This is a genomic window from Paraburkholderia sp. C35, from assembly GCF_003121405.1.
Taxonomy (GTDB): domain Bacteria; phylum Pseudomonadota; class Gammaproteobacteria; order Burkholderiales; family Burkholderiaceae; genus Paraburkholderia.
The window spans coordinates 44,664-64,038 of sequence record NZ_QBUY01000048.1; the positions used below are offsets into that span (position 1 = coordinate 44,664).

General features: G+C 62.3%; 18 protein-coding genes and 1 tRNA gene. 15 read left to right on the forward strand and 4 right to left on the reverse strand.

Going from position 1 to position 19,375, the window contains the following annotated elements:
* Nucleotides 1-65 precede the first annotated feature (65 nt).
* Entirely contained in the window at nt 66-1,400 is a 1,335-nt protein-coding gene (locus DK391_RS25160; RefSeq protein ID WP_109480716.1) for an NAD(P)/FAD-dependent oxidoreductase, read from the forward strand.
* A gap of 98 nt (nt 1,401-1,498) precedes the next feature.
* On the forward strand, nt 1,499-2,371 hold the full coding sequence (locus DK391_RS25165; RefSeq protein WP_109480717.1) for a dienelactone hydrolase family protein: 873 nt from the start codon (nt 1,499-1,501) through the stop codon (nt 2,369-2,371).
* A 53-nt stretch (nt 2,372-2,424) separates the two neighbouring features.
* On the opposite strand, the gene DK391_RS25170 is transcribed toward DK391_RS25165, so the two are convergent.
* A complete protein-coding gene (locus tag DK391_RS25170) occupies nt 2,425-3,297 on the reverse strand; it encodes a sulfurtransferase (RefSeq protein ID WP_109480718.1) in 873 nt (290 codons plus the stop codon).
* Nucleotides 3,298-3,418: 121 nt separating this feature from the next.
* A complete protein-coding gene (locus DK391_RS25175; RefSeq protein WP_109480719.1) occupies nt 3,419-4,525 on the reverse strand; it encodes an aromatic ring-hydroxylating dioxygenase subunit alpha in 1,107 nt (368 codons plus the stop codon).
* A gap of 286 nt (nt 4,526-4,811) precedes the next feature.
* On the opposite strand from DK391_RS25175, the gene DK391_RS25180 reads away from it, so the two are divergent.
* The 4 genes from DK391_RS25180 (at nt 4,812) to folE2 (ending at nt 8,937) form a co-directional block, all read left to right on the forward strand.
* Complete coding sequence (locus DK391_RS25180) at nt 4,812-5,129, forward strand: exodeoxyribonuclease VII small subunit (protein ID WP_162600908.1); 318 nt, start codon at nt 4,812-4,814, stop codon at nt 5,127-5,129.
* Nucleotides 5,126-6,007 carry a polyprenyl synthetase family protein gene (locus tag DK391_RS25185; protein ID WP_109480720.1) on the forward strand — a complete coding sequence of 294 codons (882 nt, stop codon included), beginning with the start codon at nt 5,126-5,128 and terminating at the stop codon, nt 6,005-6,007. The genes DK391_RS25180 and DK391_RS25185 overlap by 4 nt, the downstream gene beginning before the upstream one ends.
* A 96-nt stretch (nt 6,008-6,103) precedes the next feature.
* On the forward strand, nt 6,104-8,002 hold the full coding sequence (gene dxs, locus DK391_RS25190) for a 1-deoxy-D-xylulose-5-phosphate synthase (protein WP_109480721.1): 1,899 nt from the start codon (nt 6,104-6,106) through the stop codon (nt 8,000-8,002).
* 146 nt (nt 8,003-8,148) lie between these two features.
* Nucleotides 8,149-8,937: a GTP cyclohydrolase FolE2 gene (gene folE2, locus DK391_RS25195; protein ID WP_109480722.1), complete on the forward strand. Its 789-nt coding sequence runs from the start codon at nt 8,149-8,151 to the stop codon at nt 8,935-8,937.
* A gap of 93 nt (nt 8,938-9,030) precedes the next feature.
* On the opposite strand, the gene tsaD is transcribed toward folE2, so the two are convergent.
* Complete coding sequence (gene tsaD, locus DK391_RS25200) at nt 9,031-10,056, reverse strand: tRNA (adenosine(37)-N6)-threonylcarbamoyltransferase complex transferase subunit TsaD (RefSeq protein WP_109480723.1); 1,026 nt, start codon at nt 10,054-10,056, stop codon at nt 9,031-9,033.
* 133 nt (nt 10,057-10,189) lie between these two features.
* Here tsaD and DK391_RS25205 point away from each other — a divergent pair, with 133 nt between their 5' ends.
* The 4 genes from DK391_RS25205 to dnaG all read left to right on the forward strand — a co-directional run bounded on the left by DK391_RS25205 (nt 10,190) and on the right by dnaG (nt 14,508).
* Nucleotides 10,190-11,407 (forward strand): NAD(P)/FAD-dependent oxidoreductase, encoded by a 1,218-nt coding sequence (locus tag DK391_RS25205; protein WP_109480724.1) that lies wholly within the window; start codon nt 10,190-10,192, stop codon nt 11,405-11,407.
* A gap of 164 nt (nt 11,408-11,571) precedes the next feature.
* Nucleotides 11,572-11,784 (forward strand): 30S ribosomal protein S21, encoded by a 213-nt coding sequence (rpsU, locus tag DK391_RS25210; protein ID WP_012403240.1) that lies wholly within the window; start codon nt 11,572-11,574, stop codon nt 11,782-11,784.
* Nucleotides 11,785-12,064: 280 nt separating this feature from the next.
* Nucleotides 12,065-12,511 (forward strand): GatB/YqeY domain-containing protein, encoded by a 447-nt coding sequence (locus DK391_RS25215; RefSeq protein ID WP_109480725.1) that lies wholly within the window; start codon nt 12,065-12,067, stop codon nt 12,509-12,511.
* Between the two features lie 107 nt (nt 12,512-12,618).
* The gene (gene dnaG / locus DK391_RS25220) at nt 12,619-14,508 is read left to right on the forward strand and encodes a DNA primase (RefSeq protein WP_109480726.1); all 1,890 of its coding nucleotides are present in this window, start codon (nt 12,619-12,621) and stop codon (nt 14,506-14,508) included.
* A gap of 31 nt (nt 14,509-14,539) precedes the next feature.
* Here dnaG and DK391_RS45355 read toward each other — a convergent pair whose 3' ends face one another.
* Entirely contained in the window at nt 14,540-14,887 is a 348-nt protein-coding gene (locus tag DK391_RS45355) for a hypothetical protein (protein ID WP_239482942.1), read from the reverse strand.
* A gap of 61 nt (nt 14,888-14,948) precedes the next feature.
* On the opposite strand from DK391_RS45355, the gene rpoD reads away from it, so the two are divergent.
* The 5 genes from rpoD to DK391_RS25245 form a co-directional block, all read left to right on the forward strand.
* A complete protein-coding gene (gene rpoD / locus DK391_RS25225; RefSeq protein WP_239482943.1) occupies nt 14,949-16,991 on the forward strand; it encodes an RNA polymerase sigma factor RpoD in 2,043 nt (680 codons plus the stop codon).
* Between the two features lie 185 nt (nt 16,992-17,176).
* Nucleotides 17,177-17,264, forward strand: a tRNA-Ile gene (locus DK391_RS25230).
* Between the two features lie 279 nt (nt 17,265-17,543).
* A complete protein-coding gene (locus DK391_RS25235; RefSeq protein WP_109480728.1) occupies nt 17,544-17,783 on the forward strand; it encodes a hypothetical protein in 240 nt (79 codons plus the stop codon).
* Between the two features lie 222 nt (nt 17,784-18,005).
* The gene (locus tag DK391_RS25240; protein WP_109480729.1) at nt 18,006-19,019 is read left to right on the forward strand and encodes an AraC family transcriptional regulator; all 1,014 of its coding nucleotides are present in this window, start codon (nt 18,006-18,008) and stop codon (nt 19,017-19,019) included.
* Nucleotides 19,020-19,202: 183 nt separating this feature from the next.
* Nucleotides 19,203-19,375: acyl-CoA dehydrogenase N-terminal domain-containing protein (locus tag DK391_RS25245; protein ID WP_162600909.1), on the forward strand; the 173-nt coding region annotated here is incomplete at its 3' end.

Here is a 19,375-nt window from a genome sequence, read left to right on the forward strand (position 1 = left end):
CGGCGCATTCATACGACATGCGCCGCATCGACGCACAACTTTATCGGTCAATACGGAGAGTTCTGATGCATCGTTTTGTCGTCGTAGGTGGAGGCGCGGGCGGCCTGGAGCTGGCAACACGGCTCGGCGACCGCTATGCGCGCAGGAAGAGCGGCGGCGAGCCACGCGGCCAGGTCACGCTGGTCGATCGTAATCCGACTCATATCTGGAAGCCGCTCCTGCATGAAGTGGCCGCGGGCAGCATGGACCCGTTCACGCAGGAACTGGAATATGCCGCGCAGGCGCGCTGGCATGGCTTCGAATTTCAGCAGGGCGAACTGGTCGCTCTCAACCGCACGGCAAAGTCCATCACGCTGGGCCGCGTGCTCGACGACGACGGCGCCGAACTGCTGCCTGAGCGTGTTCTGGAGTACGACACGCTGGTCATCGCGATCGGCAGTACGACGCATTTCTTCGGCGTGCAGGGCGCGCAGGAATATTCGATTGCCCTCGATACCGTGCATCAGGCCGAGCGTTTCCGCAAACGTCTGATTGCCGCGTGCATGCGCGCCGAGCATCAGGTGCATGAGCCTGTCGAAGCGAATTCCGGCGAGCCGCGCATTCAGGTGGCGATCGTCGGTGGCGGCGCGACGGGTGTCGAACTATCGGCGGAACTGCGCAACACGGCGCAGGTGTTGTCCGCGTATGGTCTTCACAAGCTCGATCCGCGGCATGACGTCGGCATCGTACTGATTGAAGCCGGGCCGCGTATCCTGCCCGCGCTTCAGGAGCGCGTCTCCACTGCCACGGCCGAACTGCTGCAAAAGCTCGGCGTAAAGCTGATGGTCGGCGAGACGGTGGCGGAAGTCGCGCCGGGCGTCGTGCGCACGGCGAGCGGCAAGAGCATCCGCGCCGATCTGACGGTGTGGGCGGCAGGCATCAAGGCGCCGCCCGTGCTGGGGCAGCTAGACGGCCTCGCTGTGAACCGGCTTGGTCAGCTCGAAGTGCGCCCCACGCTGCAAACCACCATCGACGATAACGTCTTCGCGCTCGGCGATTGCGCTGCCTGCGCGTGGCCCGGCAACGAGCGCAACGTGCCGCCGCGCGCGCAGGCCGCGCATCAGCAGGCGAGCTTTCTGCTGCGCGCACTCGGCAACCGGCTCGAAGGGCGGCCGTTGCCTGAGTTCACGTATCGCGACTTCGGCTCGCTGGTGTCGCTCGGGCACTTCAGCGCGGTCGGCAATCTGATGGGCGGGGTGATCGGCGGCAACATGCTGATCGAAGGGCTGTTTGCGCGCTTCATGTACATGTCGCTGTACCGGCTGCATATCGCCGCGCTGCACGGCTATGCGCGCATGGTGCTCGATACGTTCGCGCACTGGCTCCGACGCACGACGCTTCCTCGCGTCAAGCTGCACTGACGCTTCTCACTCGGGTATCGATGCTCATGCAACAGGATGCGCTTTGCGCGTATCCTGTTGGCTGCTTGCCGACTACCCATTCCAACGAGGAGCACAGCATGTTGAAGCCAGAAGTCGACAGTCTCGTTCCACACGTTCCTTTCGACCGGCGCACCTTCATCAAGGCAGCGCTGGGCAGCGGCTTCGCGGCATGCGTGCTGCCTGTCTCCGCGCAGACCATCCACACGGATAGCGACGGCCTGGAAGCGGGCGAAGTCGGCATCAAATCGGGCGATACGCTGGTGCCTGCCTATCGCGCCCAGCCGAAGGGCAAGACGCATTTGCCCGTGATCATCGTGGTTCACGAGATCTTCGGTGTGCACGAGCATATCGCCGATGTGTGCCGCCGTTTTGCCAAGCAGGGTTATCTCGCCATCGCGCCCGATCTGTACACGCGACAAGGCGATCCCACGAAGTACCCGACGATGCAGCAGCTCAACGAGCAACTCGTGAGCAAGGTGCCCGATTCGCAAGTGCTGGCCGATCTCGATGCGACCTTCAAATGGGCGGGCGAGCATGGCGGCGACGTGAACCGGGTCGGCATCAACGGCTTTTGCTGGGGCGGGCGGATTACGTGGCTGTATGCAGAGCACAATCCACGCGTGAAGGCGGCCGTGGCGTGGTACGGACGCGTGGCCGGCAACCAGACGCCGATGACACCGGCCAATCCGATCGATCGCGTATCCGATCTGCAGGTGCCTGTGCTCGGGCTATACGGGTTGCAGGATCAGAGCATCCCGCAAGACTCGCTCGAGAAGATGAAGCAGGCCATCGCGCAAGGGCCGCAGGCGGGACGCGGCTCTCAGTTCGTCGTGTACGACGACGCTGGGCATGCGTTCTTCGCGGATTATCGGCCGAGCTATAAGAAGGCCGATGCCGAAGACGGCTGGCGCCGCGCGCTTGCGTGGTTCAAGGAGCACGGCGTCGGTTGAGTTTTTAAGGCGTCTGCGGCGCCTTCGCGTGACGGCGCCGCAGACGCATCAGGTTAAGGATTCGGTCCTGTCGCGACAGGACGCGACGAATCCGAACTCCATTCGCTCCACGAGCCGCCATACAGCGCTGCGCCATGCAGCCCGGCGATCTCCATCGCCAGTGCGTTGTGGCATGCGGTGACGCCAGAGCCGCATTGCAGCACCACGTGCTCGCCGGACACGCCCGCGGGCAGCACAGCGTTGAACTCATCGCGCAAGGTGTGCGCGGACTTGAAGCGGCCGTCGGCAGTCAGGTTATCCATGAAGAAGCGATTGCGGGCGCCGGGAATGTGGCCGCCGACGCGATCGAGCGTCTCATTCTCGCCGCGATAGCGATCCGCCGCGCGGGCATCAAGAATCACGCGTTCTTTCGTACCGATGTTGCGTTGCACGGCTTGAGCGTCGACTGTCACGGCCAGCGGTGCGCCCGCCTTGAAGTCGCCGCTTGCCGTTGGCGGCGCGTCTTGCGTCACCGGATGGCCAGCGGCTTGCCATGCGGCGAGCCCGCCATCCAGCAGCGCGATGGAATCGTGGCCGAGCCAGCGCAGCAGCCACCAGAGACGCGCGGCGTAACGGCCATCCTGCGCGTCATACGCGACGACTTGCTGGCCATGCTTCAGGCCAAGCGCGGCCAGCCGCTCGACCAGCGTCTGACGCTCCGGCAACGGATGACGCCCGTTGCTGCCCGTCTTCGCGCCGGACAGGTCGCGATCGAGGTGCAGATAGTGTGCTTGCGGCAGATGGCCCGCCGCATAGGCTTTCTCGCCGGCTTCGACATCGGCGAGATCGAAACGGCAATCGGCGATGAACACGCTGCCTGGCGCGGCAGCGAGACGTTCGGCGAGATTGCCTGCGGAGATCAGCGTGGTGTAGTGAGTGTGTGGCATGACGGCTCCTGAGAGACTGGCTTCGGCAGCGCCGAACGATAGCTCTAGTCTAAACAAAAATGACGGGCCGAAGCCCGTCATTCCTGGTTTGATGCCGTCAATGCCGCGCGCGGCGCGAGGATCAGATCGTGCCGAGTTCGCGACGCAGAAACTCGTGGAAGTGCTGCATGCCGTCTTCCATCGGGCTCTGATACGGACCGACCTGCGATTCGCCACGTTGCATGAGCGCGAGGCGGCCAGCGTCCATGCGCTCGGCGATCTCGTCGTCTTCACGCGCGGTTTCCATATAGGCGGCGCGTTCTGCTTCGACGAACTCACGCTCGAACAGCGCGATTTCTTCAGGGTAATAGAACTCGACGACGTTCGTGGTCTTCTGCGGACCTTGCGGAATCAGCCACGACACGACCAGCACGTGCGGATACCACTCGACCATGATGCCGGGGTAGTACACCATCCAGATCGCGCCGAATTCCGGCATCTTGCCGTCGCGGAAGCGCAGCACTTCATCGTGCCACTTGCGATACGTCGGACTGCCCGGACGCGCGAGTTCGTTGTGCACGCCGACCGTCTGCACGCTGTACCAGTCGCCGAACTCCCACTTCAGATCGTCGCAATTGACGAAGCTGCCGAGGCCCGGATGGAACGGTACGACGTGATAGTCCTCCAGATAGACCTCGATGAAGGTCTTCCAGTTGTAGTTGCACTCGTGCACCTCGACGTGATCGAACATGTAGTCCGAGAAATCGAAATGCTTTGCCGTGCCGAGCCTTGCCAGATCTTTCGCGACGTCGCGGCCCTGCGATTCGAACAGCAGGCCGTTCCAGCTTTGCAGCGGCGTGGCGCCGAGGTTCAGGCAGGGGTTGTCGGCGAAATGCGGTGCGCCGAGCAACTGGCCGTTCAGATCGTAGGTCCAGCGGTGCAGGGGACAGACGATGTTCTCCGTCTGGCCGCGGCCGTTGAGCATGATTGCCTGGCGGTGACGGCACACGTTCGACAGCAGTTCGATTTGCGACTGCTGGTTACGAACGAGCACGCGCCCCTCGCGTTCGCTGGGCAAGGCAAAATAGTTTCCCGCTTCCGGCACCATAAGTTCGTGCCCGACGTAGCGAGGACCTTTCTTGAAAAGGGTTTCGAGTTCGCGCTCGTGAAGCGCTGGGTCAAAGTAAGCCGTGACTGGCAGCTGGCTGTGAATAGCCTTGAGCTGCAATGCATTGCTCAGATTGGACATTCCCACTCCCGATGAAGACGTGAAAGCAGTGAACAACCCAACCATCGAAGATTCGATTTAGGGAGCCCGCGATTATACCTGTTTCCCCCTCCTTGGGGCGACTAAGTGCCTGATTTGGGTTAAAAATGTCGTGGATGCTCGCGATTTCGCGGCGCAAACGTTGGATTCATTTCTATCGTCTGGAGTGTTGCGCAAGCGTCGCGCCTACACCCCCTGGTGTGCTTACAGGTCGAAAATGTTGCTTTTGCCGTAGAATGTCCGACTTGTTTTAATTTTGCGACGATTCATGGCGAAGACGGCTTCCACAGACACGGCTGGTTTGTCCCCTACCAGCGCGGAAGGTTCCGACACTACACCGCTGCCCGAGAGCTACGAGGCGGCGCTGGCGGAGCTGGAAGGGCTCGTCGGGCGCATGGAGGGCGGCAGCCTCAATCTGGAAGAGTCGCTCGCGGCTTACCGGCGCGGTGCCGTACTCGTGGCGTTTTGCCAGCAGCAGCTCGAAAAAGTGGAGCAGCAGGTGCGCGTCCTCGATGGCGAGACGCTCAAGCCGCTTCCCGTGAACACAGCAGGTACAACCGCTGCCGACAGCGGAGACGATCTATGACCTTCGAACAATGGATGCGCTCGGTGCTGGACCGGGTAGAGGGCGCACTCGAACAGTATTTGCCAGCGGAATCGATTGAACCCGCGCGGCTGCATGAAGCAATGCGCTACGCTGTGCTGGGCGGCGGCAAGCGGGTGCGCCCGCTGCTGTGCCACGCGGCAGGCGAACTGACGGGCGCGAAGGCCGAGTGCCTCGACGCGGCCTCGGCGGCGCTGGAGATGATCCACGTCTATTCGCTCGTGCACGATGACATGCCCTGCATGGACGACGACGATCTGCGCCGCGGCAAGCCCACGGTACACGTCCAATATGACGAAGCGACGGCACTGCTGGTCGGCGACGCGCTGCAATCGCAGGCTTTCGTTGCGTTGACATCGGACGTGCTCGAGCCCGCGAAGCAGGCCGCGCTGGTGCGCGAACTGGCGCTGGCGAGCGGCTCGATCGGCATGGCCGGCGGTCAGGCAATCGATCTCGCGAGCGTCGGCCATACGCTGACGCGCCCGCAACTCGAAACGATGCACCGCCTGAAGACGGGCGCGTTGCTGCGCGCAGCCGTCCGCATGGGCGCACTGACAGGCGACACGCCCGACGCCAGCGCGCTGCAGGCGCTGGACGCGTATTCGGCTGCCGTGGGTCTCGCGTTTCAGGTCGTCGACGACATTCTTGATGTCACGACCGATTCCGCGACGCTCGGCAAGACGGCCGGCAAAGACGCGAAGGACGGCAAGCCGACCTACGTGTCGATTATCGGGCTCGACGCTTCGCGCGCGCTGGCTGCGCAACTGCGCAGCGACGCGCATGCAGCACTTGCACCTTTTGGCGCCCGCGCACAGCGGCTCGCCGAGTTGGCTGACCTCGTGGTGAACCGGGTCAGCTGAAGTAGATGTAACGCGAAAGCCCGCCGCCCGCACAAGACTCTTCGGGTGTGCGCGAATGAAGTGCGGGCGCGTAAGTTTTCCTACAATGGAACGACGATGTACGACTTGCTGAAAACCATTGACGACCCCGCGGACCTGCGCCGCCTTGATCGCCGCCAGTTGCACCCGCTTGCCGACGAGTTGCGTGCCTACGTGCTCGACAGCGTGTCGCAGACGGGCGGCCACCTGTCGTCCAACCTCGGCACGGTCGAACTGACGATCGCGCTGCACTATGTGTTCGACACGCCGCGCGACCGCATCGTCTGGGACGTGGGTCATCAGACCTACCCGCACAAGATCCTGACGGGCCGCCGCGACCAGATGCCTTCGCTGCGTCAACTCGGCGGCATCTCGGGCTTCCCGAAACGCGATGAATCGCCGTACGACACGTTCGGCACGGCGCACTCGAGCACGTCGATTTCGGCGGCGCTCGGCATGGCGATCGGCGCGAAGCTGCAGGGCGACGACCGCTTCGCCATCGCCGTGATCGGCGACGGCGCGATGACGGCGGGCATGGCCTTCGAGGCGATGAACAACGCCGGCGTCGAAGACGACGTGCCGCTGCTGGTCATCCTCAACGACAACGACATGTCGATTTCGCCGCCCGTGGGCGCGCTGAATCGCCATCTCGCGCGCCTGATGTCGGGCCGCTTCTACGCAGCGGCGCGTGCGGGCGTAGAACGCGTGCTGCGCCATGCGCCGCCTGTGCTCGACCTCGCGCGCAAGCTCGAAGAACACGCGAAGGGCATGATCGTGCCGGCCACGCTGTTCGAAGAGTTCGGCTTCAACTACATCGGACCGATCGACGGCCACGACCTCGATTCGCTGATCCCGACGCTGCAGAACATCAAGGAACTGCGTGGTCCGCAATTCCTGCACGTGGTGACGAAGAAAGGTCAGGGCTACAAGCTGGCCGAAGCCGACCCCGTGCTGTACCACGGTCCCGGCAAGTTCAACCCGGCCGAAGGCATCAAGCCGTCGACGACGCCCGCCAAGAAGACCTACACGCAAGTGTTCGGCGAATGGCTGTGCGACGCGGCCGAACTGGATTCGCGCGTGGTCGGCATCACGCCGGCAATGCGTGAAGGCTCGGGCATGGTCGAGTTCGAGAAGCGTTTTCCGGATCGTTACTACGACGTCGGCATCGCCGAGCAGCACGCGGTGACGTTTGCGGGCGGTCTGGCAACGGAAGGCCTGAAGCCAGTCGTCGCGATCTACTCGACGTTCCTGCAACGCGGTTATGACCAGCTGATTCACGACGTCGCGCTGCAGAACCTGCCCGTTGTGTTCGCAATCGATCGCGCCGGTCTCGTCGGCGCGGACGGCGCGACGCACGCTGGCGCGTACGATCTGGCGTTTCTGCGCTGCATCCCGAACATGACGGTGATGGCTGCGTCGGATGAAAACGAATGCCGCCAGATGCTGTACACGGCGCTGCAACAGCCGAATCCGACGGCCGTGCGTTATCCGCGTGGCGCGGGCACGGGCGTGGCGACGGTCAAGCAGATGGCTGCGCTGCCGCTCGGCAAGGGCGAAGTGCGCCGCGAGTCGACGCAACCGGCTGGCAAGCGCATTGCGATTCTCGCCTTTGGCACGATGGTCGCGCCGGCGCTCGCAGCGGCGGAGCAACTGGACGCAACGGTGGCCAACATGCGCTTCGTGAAGCCGATCGACGCCGAACTCGTGCGCCAGCTGGCTGAGACGCACGATGCCATCGTCACGGTCGAAGAAGGCTGCGTGATGGGCGGCGCCGGTTCGGCGTGCGTGGAAGCCATGATGGAGAGTGGGGTTATCCGACCCGTACTACAATTGGGCCTTCCCGATCGCTTCATCGATCACGGCGACCCGGCGAAGCTGCTGGCGTCGTGTGGTCTCGACGCTGCGGGCATCGCGAAATCCATCCGCGAGCGATTTGTGGAGCACGCGAGCGGCAAGTCGGTCAAACGCGTCGCGTAACATAGCGGGCCGTTCGAAGCAGAAAACGGCTCGTTGCATCCACTCCAATATGAATCGGCGGGTTGCGTACCCGCCGGGCTCCGCCGGCGCAAGCCGGCGGTTGTCATTTTGCGCGTCGATTCGCGCTGCCAGTTGAGGACAAGAACATGAACCAGATGAACCCCGCCTTTGTGATGCCCGACGTGCAGAGCACGGTCGACACCCGCCAGATTCCGATTCAGCGGGTCGGCGTAAAGGCGGTGCGTCATCCGTTGACGGTGCGCACGCCGGACGGCGTTCAGCCGACGGTCGGCACGTGGAATCTCGACGTTCATCTGCCTGCCGAAGTGAAGGGCACGCATATGTCGCGTTTCGTCGCGCTGCTCGAAGAGAACAAGGCGCCGCTCGATTCGACGGTGTTTCGCGCGATGCTGGCATCGATGCTCGAGAAGCGCGAGGCGCAGGCTGGCCGTATCGAAGTGTCGTTTCCGTATTTCGTGAACAAGACGGCGCCCGTGTCGGGCGTGCAAAGTCTGCTGGACTACGAAGTGACGTTGACGGCGGATTCGCGCAACGGCGTGACGCGATTCTTCCTGAAGGTGCTGGTGCCGGTGACGAGCCTGTGCCCCTGCTCGAAGAAGATTTCGCAGTACGGCGCGCATAACCAGCGCTCGCATGTGACGATCAACGCCGAGTTGACCGGCGACGTGGCGGTCGAAGAGCTGATTCGTATCGCTGAAGAAGAGGCGTCGTGCGAACTTTGGGGTCTGCTCAAGCGGCCCGATGAGAAGTTCGTCACCGAACGCGCTTATGAGAATCCGAAGTTTGTCGAGGATCTCGTGCGCGATGTCGCGCAGCGTCTGAATGCGGACTCGAGAATTGTTGGGTATGTGCTCGAAGCCGAAAACTTCGAGTCGATTCACAATCACTCGGCTTACGCGGTGATCGAGAAGTAAGGGCGTCGTTGTTTGCGGCGCTTTTGGGTGGTTTGCCTTCGTGAAGCAGAAGGCAAACCACCGATGTCAGCACTTATCCACGCAGCACAACGCTTATCGCGCGAGCGACGCCAAATCCCACCGCGGCTTGACCGTAAAAGCGTAGTCGGACGCAGCCTGCGCGGGCCAGCGCTGCAACCTCAGCGCTCCGGCAAGCGCAATCATGGCGCCGTTATCCGTACACAACGCAAGGTCGGGATAATGCACGTGGAACCCGCGCTTCTGCGCGGCGGCAGAAAGAGCCTCCCGTAACTGCCGGTTAGCGCCAACCCCGCCTGCAACAACGAGCCGCTTGAGCTTCGTCTTCTTCAGCGCCGCCAGCGACTTGGCGGAAAGCACCTCGACGGCAGCGTCGACAAAACCACGCGCCAGATCAGCCTTGGCTTGCTCACAAACGTTGCTGCCCAGCTTCTTCATGTGCGTCAAAACAGCCGTTTTCAGCCCGCTGAAACTGAAATCGAGATCGCCCGAATGCAGCATCGGACGCGGTAACACCACGGCGCCCGGCGTGCCAAACTCAGCAAGACGCGACACCTCAGGCCCACCCGGATAGCCCAGGCCCAGCAGCTTCGCCGTCTTGTCGAATGCCTCGCCGGCGGCGTCGTCCAGCGTTTCGCCAAGCGTCTCGTACACGCCGACATCGGTGACACGCATCAGTTGCGTATGTCCACCCGACACCAGCAGTGCGACGAACGGGAACGGCGGCGGCGCGTCGACGAGCAGCGGCGACAGCAAATGCCCTTCCAGATGATGAATGCCGATGGTCGGCTTGTTCCACGCCATCGCCAGCGAATTCGCGATGCTCGCGCCCACTAGCAGCGCGCCCGCAAGTCCCGGCCCTTGAGTAAATGCGATCGCATCGATGTCGCCGCGCGACGCGCCCGAGCGCTCCAGTACTTCTTCGAGCAGCGGCAGCGCACGCCGGATGTGATCGCGCGACGCCAGTTCCGGCACCACGCCGCCATATTCGCGATGCATCGCGATCTGCGAATGCAGTGCGTGCGCGAGCAGGCCGCGCTCCGTGTCGTAGAGCGCGAGACCGGTTTCGTCGCAGGAGCTTTCTATGCCGAGAACGAGCATGATTCGACCGCCGATCGGGCGCCTGTCCTGCCGCCCGAATCATCAAAAAAGGAACCTGAAAGTATAGCAGCGCAGGCATCGCGCCGCCGGACGTACCCGGCCGCAGCAGGCGCGCCGGTTACAATGCTGCCCCATGGAATCCTTCGATATCGCCGTAATCGGCGCGGGCGCGGCGGGCATGATGTGCGCATCGGTGGCGGGGCAACTCGGCCGGCGCGTCGTGCTGATCGACCACGCCGCGCGTCTCGCCGAAAAAATCCGCATTTCGGGCGGCGGCCGCTGCAACTTCACGAATCTCTACGCCGGGCCGAACAATTATCTGTCGGCGAACCCGCATTTTTGCCGCTCGGCGCTCGCTCGCTATACGCCACGCGACTTCATGGCGCTGCTCAAGCAGTACCGGGTGACGTGGCACGAGAAGCACAAAGGGCAACTTTTCTGCGATCAGTCGAGCGACGCCGTCATCGATGTGCTCAAGAGCGAATGCGACGCGGGCAACGTCGCGTGGCGCCGGCCGCTTGCCGTCGAACAGGTGCATCACGCCGATTCCGACGGTTTCACCCTCGACACGCACGCCGGCCCGATCCGCGCCCGCGCGCTGGTGATCGCCACGGGCGGCCTGTCGATACCGAAAATCGGCGCGACGGATTTCGGCTATCGCGGCGCCAAGCAGTTCGGCCACAAGCTGATCGACACGCGCCCGGCCCTCGTGCCGCTTACCTTCGCCGCCGCCGACTGGCAGCCGTTTTCGGAGTTGTCGGGCGTGTCGCTGGAAGTGCATCTGGCGACGGGCGCGAAGAAAACGGGCGGCGAGTTCGTGGAAGACCTGCTGCTGACGCATCGCGGCCTGTCCGGTCCGGGCGTGCTGCAGATTTCGAGCTTCTGGCAGCCGGGCGAGCCCGTGCACATCAATCTGCTTCCGGAACAGGACGCCGTCGACGCGTTGATCGAGGCGAAAACCACCACGAAGCGCCAGATCGGCAATCTGCTGGCCGAATGGGTGCCTGCGCGCCTCGCGCATGTCTGGCTGCAGACGCATGGCGTACCCGCCGACGCGCGTCTCGCCGATCTACCCGACAAGGCGCTGCGCCGGGTCGGCGAGGCGCTGTCGCGCTGGCCGCTGCCGCCGAACGGCACGGAAGGCTACAAGAAAGCCGAAGTGACGCGCGGCGGCGTCGATACGCGCGAACTGTCTTCGGCGACGATGATGAGCGCGCGCGTGCCGGGCCTGTATTTCGTCGGCGAGGCCGTCGACGTGACCGGTTGGCTCGGCGGCTATAACTTTCAATGGGCTTGGGCGTCGGGTGTCGCGGCCGGGCAGGCGGCAGCGGAATTCACGGTGAATCCATAGCGCGGTCAAAGGGCGGCAAGCAGATTAAGGGCGGTTCAGAAACCGACGAACAACGCATTCCATACAGGCGCGGAAGCCCGTCCGATAAGGGCTTGACACCCTAACGCCATTGCGGGAAACAACTGTTATACTTTCCGTTCTTCGCCAAGCTCCGTTATTGAAAGATGACGACTATCCGCGTAAAAGAAAACGAGCCTTTTGAAGTCGCGATGCGCCGCTTCAAGCGCACGATAGAGAAGAACGGGTTGTTGACCGAACTTCGTGCGCGCGAGTTTTACGAGAAGCCGACATCGGAACGCAAACGGAAGAAGGCAGCGGCAGTGAAGCGCCATTTCAAGCGTCTGCGCAGCCAGCAATTGCCCAAGAAGTTTTACTGATTCAACGTGAAGTCGTCGCTATCGCCCGGTCTGTCTTGCGAAAGCAGCGGCTCACATAAGGTGACGGCGCGGGAGCATGCCGGCGCTTGCGGTAACCGGCCAGCAGGGCGTGAAGTGCGCGAATCGCTGTTCCGGTCAAAGCTCCGCCAGGCCGCATCCAGGTGCACGGATTCATCGCGTATTTGGCACTAACCCGCTTGAGGAACGATCCCAAGCGGGTTTTTGCGCTCTGCGCCGCGTCTTCACCCGTTTTTAAACCTCCACGCATTTCAGGTGAACGATGAGTCTCAAAGCCCGTATCAACGACGACATGAAAGCAGCCATGCGCGCGCGCGAAACCGAGCGTCTCGGCACGATCCGTCTGTTGCTCGCCGCGATCAAGCAGCGTGAAGTCGACGATCGCGTGGAACTCGATGACGCTGCCGTGACAGCCGTCATCGACAAGATGATCAAGCAGCGCAAGGACTCGATCGCCCAGTTCGAAACGGCTGGCCGCACCGATCTCGTCGACAAGGAACAGGCCGAGCTGGACGTGCTGAGCGCGTACATGCCCGAGCAGCTGTCGGACGCGGAAATCGCTGCGGCGGTGCAGGCGGCCGTCGCGCAGGTCGGCGCGGCTGGCCCGCAGGACATGGGCAAGGTGATGGGCGTGCTCAAGCCGCAGCTCGCCGGCAAGGCCGACATGACGGCCGTGTCCGCGCAGGTCAAGGCGGCGCTGTCGAAGTAGGCTGCCAGATCCCGTACGCCGTGTGCGCGCCCGTTTTGCGGAGCCGCGCGCATGGCAGGGTGCGCCACGCACCCTTGCCTCATTCTTTTTAAGGCCGCGTCTGCACTGTGATTCCGCATTCCTTTCTGCAGGACCTGCTGAACCGCGTCGACATCGTCGACGTGGTGGGCAAGTATGTGCAACTGAAAAAGGGCGGCGCGAACTTCATGGGACTCTGTCCGTTCCACAACGAGAAGAGTCCTTCGTTCACCGTTAGTCCGACTAAGCAGTTCTATCATTGTTTTGGCTGCGGCGCGCACGGTACGGCCATCGGCTTTCTAATGGAGCACGCGGGGCTTTCCTTTCCGGAAGCCGTCAACGATCTGGCGCAATCCGTCGGTCTGACCGTGCCGCAGGAGCCGTCGCCGACGCGCGGCGGCGCGGGCGGTGCGGGTTCTGGCGCGGGCGGCGAAGGCTACGCGCCGGCTGTCTCGAAAGCCGTCACCACGGCCCTGTCCGACCTCATGTCGACGGCCAGTGATTTCTACAAGGCGCAGCTGCGCGGCGCGCCGAACGCGATCCAGTACCTGAAAAAGCGCGGCCTCACGGGCGAGATCGCCAAGCGCTTCGGCCTGGGCTACGCGCCCGATGGCTGGCAGAACCTCGAAACCGCGTTCCCCAACTATCGGGATGATTCACTGGTCGAGGCTGGCCTCGTGATCGTCAGCGAGAAAGCCGATGCGCAGGGTCAGAACCGCCGCTATGACCGCTTCCGCGAGCGCGTGATGTTCCCGATCCGTAATGTGAAAGGGCAAGTGATCGGTTTTGGCGGACGCGTGCTGGACGGTGGCGAACCCAAGTATTTGAATTCGCCGGAAACGCCTTTATTTAACAAAGGCAGCGAGCTGTACGGCCTGTTCGAGGCTCGGCTGGCGATCCGCGAGCAGAAGTACGTGCTGGTGGTCGAAGGGTATATGGACGTCGTCGCGCTCGCCCAGCTGGGCTTCGAGAACGCGGTGGCGACGCTCGGCACCGCCTGCACGCCGATTCATGTGCAGAAACTGATGCGCCAGACGGATACGGTGGTATTCAGCTTCGACGGCGATTCGGCGGGGCGCCGAGCCGCGCGCCGGGCGCTCGACGCCTGCCTGCCGCATGCCGCCGACAACCGCACGATCCGTTTCCTGTTTTTGCCGTCCGAGCACGATCCCGACAGCTACGTGCGCGAATTCGGCACGGAAGCGTTTGCGGAGCAGGTGCGGCGCGCAATGCCGCTGTCGCAGTTCCTGCTCAACGAAGTGCTGACGGGCAAGGAGCTCGACCAGCCGGAAGGCCGCGCGCGGGCGTTGTTCGACGCCAAGCCGCTGCTGCAGATGCTGCCCGCCAACGCATTGCGCGCGCAGATCATGCACATGTTCGCGGACCGGCTCGACGTGCCGTTCGAGGAAGTGGCCGCGCTATGCGAAGTCGATGCGCGGATCGCGGCGGTAGCACGCAGCGCGCCTGCCCGCAAAGACCGGCGCAGCGTGACGGGTCTCGAACAGCGGGCGCTGCGCAATCTGGTCATGCACCCGCGCATCGTCTCGGTGCTCGACGAAGAAGAAGAGAAGGCGTTGCTGGTCGTCACGCGGCACGGCGAACTGTTCGAGGAAGTGACCACGCATGCCCGCGGGCTGGGCGACACGGCCGAATTTCAGTTGCTGTCGGACCTGTTGCGAAACGGGGCTAACGCCCCCACCTTCGAGGAAATCTTCCGGGAAATTCTGGACTATGATGAAAACGTTCGGGATCTGCTGTTGAAGAACCCCGAAGACGCGACGGTCGTCGAAGAGCGCCGCGAACACGAACGCCTTGCCGGGGAAGAGTTGAAAGCCGCCATTCTGAAGATGCGCTATGACGCATATAGCGAACGGCTCGATCAATTGTCGCGGCAATCCAGGCACACCCCGGAGGAGCTTCAGGAGTATCAGGAACTGAGCAGAACGTGCGCTGACCTGAAGCGTCAGCGCGGGCAGTGAAAGGGAAGCGCTGAAAACCCGGATGCTATAATTAAAAGATTTCAGCGGTTTTGTTTTTCTCCAGGCAAAGGCGATAAAAGGCGATTGCAATGGTAAAGACTACAGGCGGAAAAAAGGCGACAGGCAACGGCTCGGACGAGCCGAAAACGACCAGCAAGGTCAGCCCAGCCAGTTCAACTTCTTCCGCCCGGAAAACGTCTGCCGAACCCGCCAGTTCGCCAGTAGCCCGGAAAAAAGCCTCGACCTCTTCGGCCGCGCGAGCGGCATCGGTGACATCGAAGTCGGTGCCATCGGTCGCGAAGCGGCAGGGAGTCAGAAGCGAAAGGGAAGCGGATGTCGCGCAGGACGATGCGGCTCCCCGCGAGTCTTTGGTATCCACGGTTCAACCGGCTGTTGTCCAGCAGCCGGCAGTCGAGACTACAGCCGGTATGGCGAACTCCATGACGAAAAAGCTGAACGAAGTATCCGTCGATGACGACGCTCCCCAGAGCGAAGAAGCTGCAGCCCCCGCTCAGGGCAAGGTCGAAAAGGTCAAGGCACGCGACCGCCGCGCGAAGGAAAAAGCGCTGCTCAAGGACGCGTTTTCGTCTTCGCAGCCTGGCACCGTCGAGGAGCTTGAAGAGCGGCGCTCGAAACTGCGCGCGCTGATCAAGCTCGGCAAGGAGCGTGGCTTCCTGACCTACGGCGAAATCAACGACCACCTCCCGGACAACTTCACGGAAACCGAGGCGATCGAAGGCATCATCAGCACGTTCAACGACATGGGTGTCGCCGTCTACGAGCAGGCGCCCGATGCCGAAACGCTGCTGCTGAACGACAACGCGCCCAACGCTTCGTCCGACGACGAAGTCGAAGAGGAAGCGGAAGTCGCGCTTTCCACCGTCGATTCCGAATTCGGCCGCACGACCGACCCGGTGCGTATGTACATGCGCGAAATGGGCACGGTCGAACTGCTCACGCGCGAAGGCGAAATCGAAATCGCGAAGCGGATCGAAGACGGCCTGAAGCACATGGTGATGGCCATCTCCGCCTGCCCGACCACGATCGCGGACATCCTCGCGATGGCCGAGCGCGTCGCGAACGAAGAGATCCGCATCGACGAACTCGTGGACGGCCTGATCGACGCGAACGCCGAAGACACCGACGGCTTCTCCGAACAGGAAGCCGAGGCGATCGAGAACGAGGAAGAAGAAGCGGAAGAGGGCGACGAGGAAGAAGAGGAAGACGACGATGGCGCCGCGCAAGCGACGGCCAACGCCGCCCAGCTCGAAGAACTGAAGCGCATGTCGCTCGAAAAATTCGCGATGATCAGCGAATGGTTCGACAAGATGCGCCGCGCGTTCGAAAAGGAAGGCTACAAGTCGAAGGCCTACCTGAAGGCGCAGGAAACGATTCAGGAAGAACTGATGATGATCCGCTTCACCGCGCGTACGGTGGAGCGTCTGTGCGACACGCTGCGCGCGCAAGTGGACGAAGTGCGTCAGGTCGAGCGTCAGATCCTGCATACGGTGGTCGACAAGTGCGGCATGCCGCGTTCCGAGTTCATCGCGCGTTTCCCGGGCAATGAGACGGATCTCGAATGGGCCGACAAGATCGTCGGCGAGAACCATCAGTACAGCGCGATCCTGTCGCGTAACGTGCCGGCTATTCGCGAACAGCAGCAGCGTCTGCTCGATCTGCAGGCGCGTGTGGTGCTGCCGCTGAAGGACCTGAAGGAAACCAACCGTCAGATGGCGGCGGGCGAACTGAAGGCGCGTCAGGCCAAGCGTGAAATGACCGAGGCGAACCTGCGTCTCGTGATCTCGATTGCGAAGAAGTACACGAACCGTGGTTTGCAGTTCCTGGATCTGATCCAGGAAGGCAACATCGGTTTGATGAAGGCGGTGGACAAGTTCGAATATCGCCGCGGCTACAAGTTCTCGACTTACGCGACGTGGTGGATCCGTCAGGCCATCACGCGTTCGATCGCGGACCAGGCGCGTACGATCCGTATCCCGGTTCACATGATCGAAACGATCAACAAGATGAACCGCATCTCGCGTCAGATTCTGCAGGAAACCGGTCTTGAGCCGGATCCGGCGACGCTGGCCGAGAAGATGGAAATGCCGGAAGACAAGATCCGCAAGATCATGAAGATCGCGAAAGAGCCGATCTCGATGGAAACGCCCATCGGTGACGACGACGATTCGCATCTCGGCGATTTCATCGAGGACAACAACACGGTCGCACCGTCGGATGCCGCGCTGCACGCCAGCATGCGCGATGTCGTGAAGGACGTGCTCGATTCGCTGACGCCGCGCGAAGCGAAGGTGCTGCGCATGCGTTTCGGTATCGAAATGAGCACGGACCACACGCTCGAAGAAGTGGGCAAGCAGTTCGATGTGACGCGTGAGCGGATTCGCCAGATCGAGGCGAAGGCGCTGCGCAAGCTGCGTCACCCGAGCCGTTCGGACAAGCTGAAGTCCTTCCTCGAAGGAAACTGATCGAGCTTGTTCGCAGGCGTGTAGCGACACATCAGGGCTTCCCGATCGTTTGTTCAGCGAAGCGATCCCGGAAGCCCTGTTTTTCGTGTAGTATGTCGGCCAATCGACAGACAGGCCCGGCCTTCAGACCGGGTCTTTTTATTGGTTCTCTTTGCTGTTTCTCCTGCTTCCGTCGCGAAGCAAGTGGGCCGGACGCCGTGCTGGTTGCAGGCAGCGGACTCATAATCCGCCTCCGAAAGGACACCGAGGGTTCGACTCCCACCCGGCCCACCAAATGCCGATGCATCTTCGGCGCATTCCTCTCTTCTCTTTCTTCGAACTTTTCGAAACGCCTTTTGCGCGTTTCGTGTCTGTTTAGTTGGCTACTTCGTTCGGTTGCTTGACGAAAACGTTTGCCGCCTGACTCCTGGCGATTCCATGCGTTCGTCGCGCGTGAGCCAATTCTCAGATGTATCGCTTTTGCCACAATGCTACGTGGATACCCCAGACGCTTTGTCACGAAGGTTGTGTTACGTTTCGACTCGCCGTAATTTTTCGAAACAAAGTGCGACCATGTCGGCCATCGAACACCAGCTTGCAACTACTGAGACACAGCCAGTCTTCGCTGAAGAGATCGCACTGCGGCTTTCTCAGCTCTCATGTTTTCTTAAAGCGGAAGCCACGCGGCTATCGGCGGTCGAGCATCTGTTCCCGGAGAATTCAGGGAAGGCGCGCGCGCTGAACGACGATGCGGCAAGCGTCCTGCAATTGGCTCGACAACTACAGGATCGGGCGGGCGAACGGATCGCGTAAAGGGGTTCGCGACCGGCATCGACGATGTCACGGCAATCAAATCGCGCCCAGATTGCGCTATCAAATCTTAGGATAGCTACGCGGTGAGCGTCGTTCGGGCGAGATGCTTCGAACGCGGGCTTGAAGCGATGCGTCCCTGGCTGGAAGTCGCGAATCCCGCCTGAAATCCGCCGCAGCGTGGTATACCGGTTGGCACCTTCTGTCACCGCTCCAACGTCATCCATGCAAGCGCCTAGCGCAACCGTTCCCATCTCGCTCGTCAATGGCTTCCTGGCCGCGGCCGGGGCGCAACCCGATGTCACGCAGCGCTACCTGAAACAGGCGGGCATCATGTCCGAACTGCGCACGGCGCCGGGCGCGCGCGTGACGGAAGAACAGTTTTCCACGCTATACCGCACGCTCGCGATCGAACTCGACGACGAAATGCCCGGCGTCTTCAGCCGTCCGTTTCGCAGCGGCACGCTGAAGTTTCTGTGCCTCAGTCTGCTCGACGCGCCGAATCTCGAAACGGCCTTGCATCGCTTTGGTCAGTTCTTCCATATCGTGCTCGACGATTTTCGCCTCGAATCGCGCCGCGACGACCTGATGGCGCAGGTCGAATTGCGGCCGAATCCCGCATTTGGCAGCATCGGCCCGCTCGGGCAGGAGTTGATGCTCAAGCTTGCGCACGGCGTCTCGTCGTGGCTGATTGGTCAGAAAATCCCGCTTTTGCAGGTCGATTTGGCGTGCCCGCAGCCGCCGCATGCATTCGATCATCGCTATTTTTTCTCCGGCCCTGTGCGTTTCGGCTGCAACGCGACGCTGATGCGTTTCAGCGCGGCCTTTCTCGACATGCCGATCCGCCAGAGCAAGCGGAATCTGCGCAAATTTCTCGCGCGTTCTCCAGGCGAGTGGATTTTCGAATCGTTCAGCGAACAGCGCTTCAGTCATCGCGTGCGTCAGTATCTGGCCGGCGAATTGCCGGACCTCCCCGTCATCGATCACGCCGCGAAAAGCCTGCATTGTTCGGTGCGCACGCTATGCCGGCGGCTGTCGTCGGAGGAGACCACCTACCAGTTGCTCAAGGACGAACTGCGCCGCGACATCGCGATCCAGCGGCTGATCGACACGCAGGATCCCATCGCCGTGATCGCCGGCGATATCGGATTCGACGATCCGAGCGCCTTCCATCGCGCGTTTCGGCACTGGACGGGGAGCACGCCCGGCACGTATCGAAGGCCCGTCGCTGGGGGGTAAACCTCCGGGTGGGGTGCCCCCCCCCCGACTGACGTGGCCAGATTTGTCAGTACGTGGGCCGGTTTGGACACTTGTTTCGCGAGATATGCCGTTACGATTGGCAGGTATCGTCACCGCCTGGTCCCGGGTTTCCGTCGGGCGCAGTGGCAGTGATCCATTGAACGCCTGATTGGAAGATCGACCATGAGTTACATCGCCCCCGTCAAAGACATGCTCTTCGTGCTCGAGGAACTGAGCGGCATCGACGAGATTGCCACGCTGCCTGGTTTCGAGGAAGCCGGACTTGAGACGGCGCAAGCCGTGCTCGAAGAATCCGCGAAGCTGTGCGGCGAGGTGCTGGCGCCGCTGAATGTCGA

Coding starts and splice junctions, on each gene's coding strand:
- DK391_RS25160 (WP_109480716.1), top strand. CDS start 66: ATGCATCGTTTTGTCGTCGTAGGTGGAGGCGCGGGCGGCCTGGAGCTG.
- DK391_RS25165 (WP_109480717.1), top strand. CDS start 1,499: ATGTTGAAGCCAGAAGTCGACAGTCTCGTTCCACACGTTCCTTTCGAC.
- DK391_RS25170 (WP_109480718.1), bottom strand. CDS start 3,297: ATGCCACACACTCACTACACCACGCTGATCTCCGCAGGCAATCTCGCC.
- DK391_RS25175 (WP_109480719.1), bottom strand. CDS start 4,525: ATGTCCAATCTGAGCAATGCATTGCAGCTCAAGGCTATTCACAGCCAG.
- DK391_RS25180 (WP_162600908.1), top strand. CDS start 4,812: ATGGCGAAGACGGCTTCCACAGACACGGCTGGTTTGTCCCCTACCAGC.
- DK391_RS25185 (WP_109480720.1), top strand. CDS start 5,126: ATGACCTTCGAACAATGGATGCGCTCGGTGCTGGACCGGGTAGAGGGC.
- dxs (WP_109480721.1), top strand. CDS start 6,104: ATGTACGACTTGCTGAAAACCATTGACGACCCCGCGGACCTGCGCCGC.
- folE2 (WP_109480722.1), top strand. CDS start 8,149: ATGAACCAGATGAACCCCGCCTTTGTGATGCCCGACGTGCAGAGCACG.
- tsaD (WP_109480723.1), bottom strand. CDS start 10,056: ATGCTCGTTCTCGGCATAGAAAGCTCCTGCGACGAAACCGGTCTCGCG.
- DK391_RS25205 (WP_109480724.1), top strand. CDS start 10,190: ATGGAATCCTTCGATATCGCCGTAATCGGCGCGGGCGCGGCGGGCATG.
- rpsU (WP_012403240.1), top strand. CDS start 11,572: ATGACGACTATCCGCGTAAAAGAAAACGAGCCTTTTGAAGTCGCGATG.
- DK391_RS25215 (WP_109480725.1), top strand. CDS start 12,065: ATGAGTCTCAAAGCCCGTATCAACGACGACATGAAAGCAGCCATGCGC.
- rpoD (WP_239482943.1), top strand. CDS start 14,949: ATGACGAAAAAGCTGAACGAAGTATCCGTCGATGACGACGCTCCCCAG.
- DK391_RS25235 (WP_109480728.1), top strand. CDS start 17,544: ATGTCGGCCATCGAACACCAGCTTGCAACTACTGAGACACAGCCAGTC.
- DK391_RS25240 (WP_109480729.1), top strand. CDS start 18,006: ATGCAAGCGCCTAGCGCAACCGTTCCCATCTCGCTCGTCAATGGCTTC.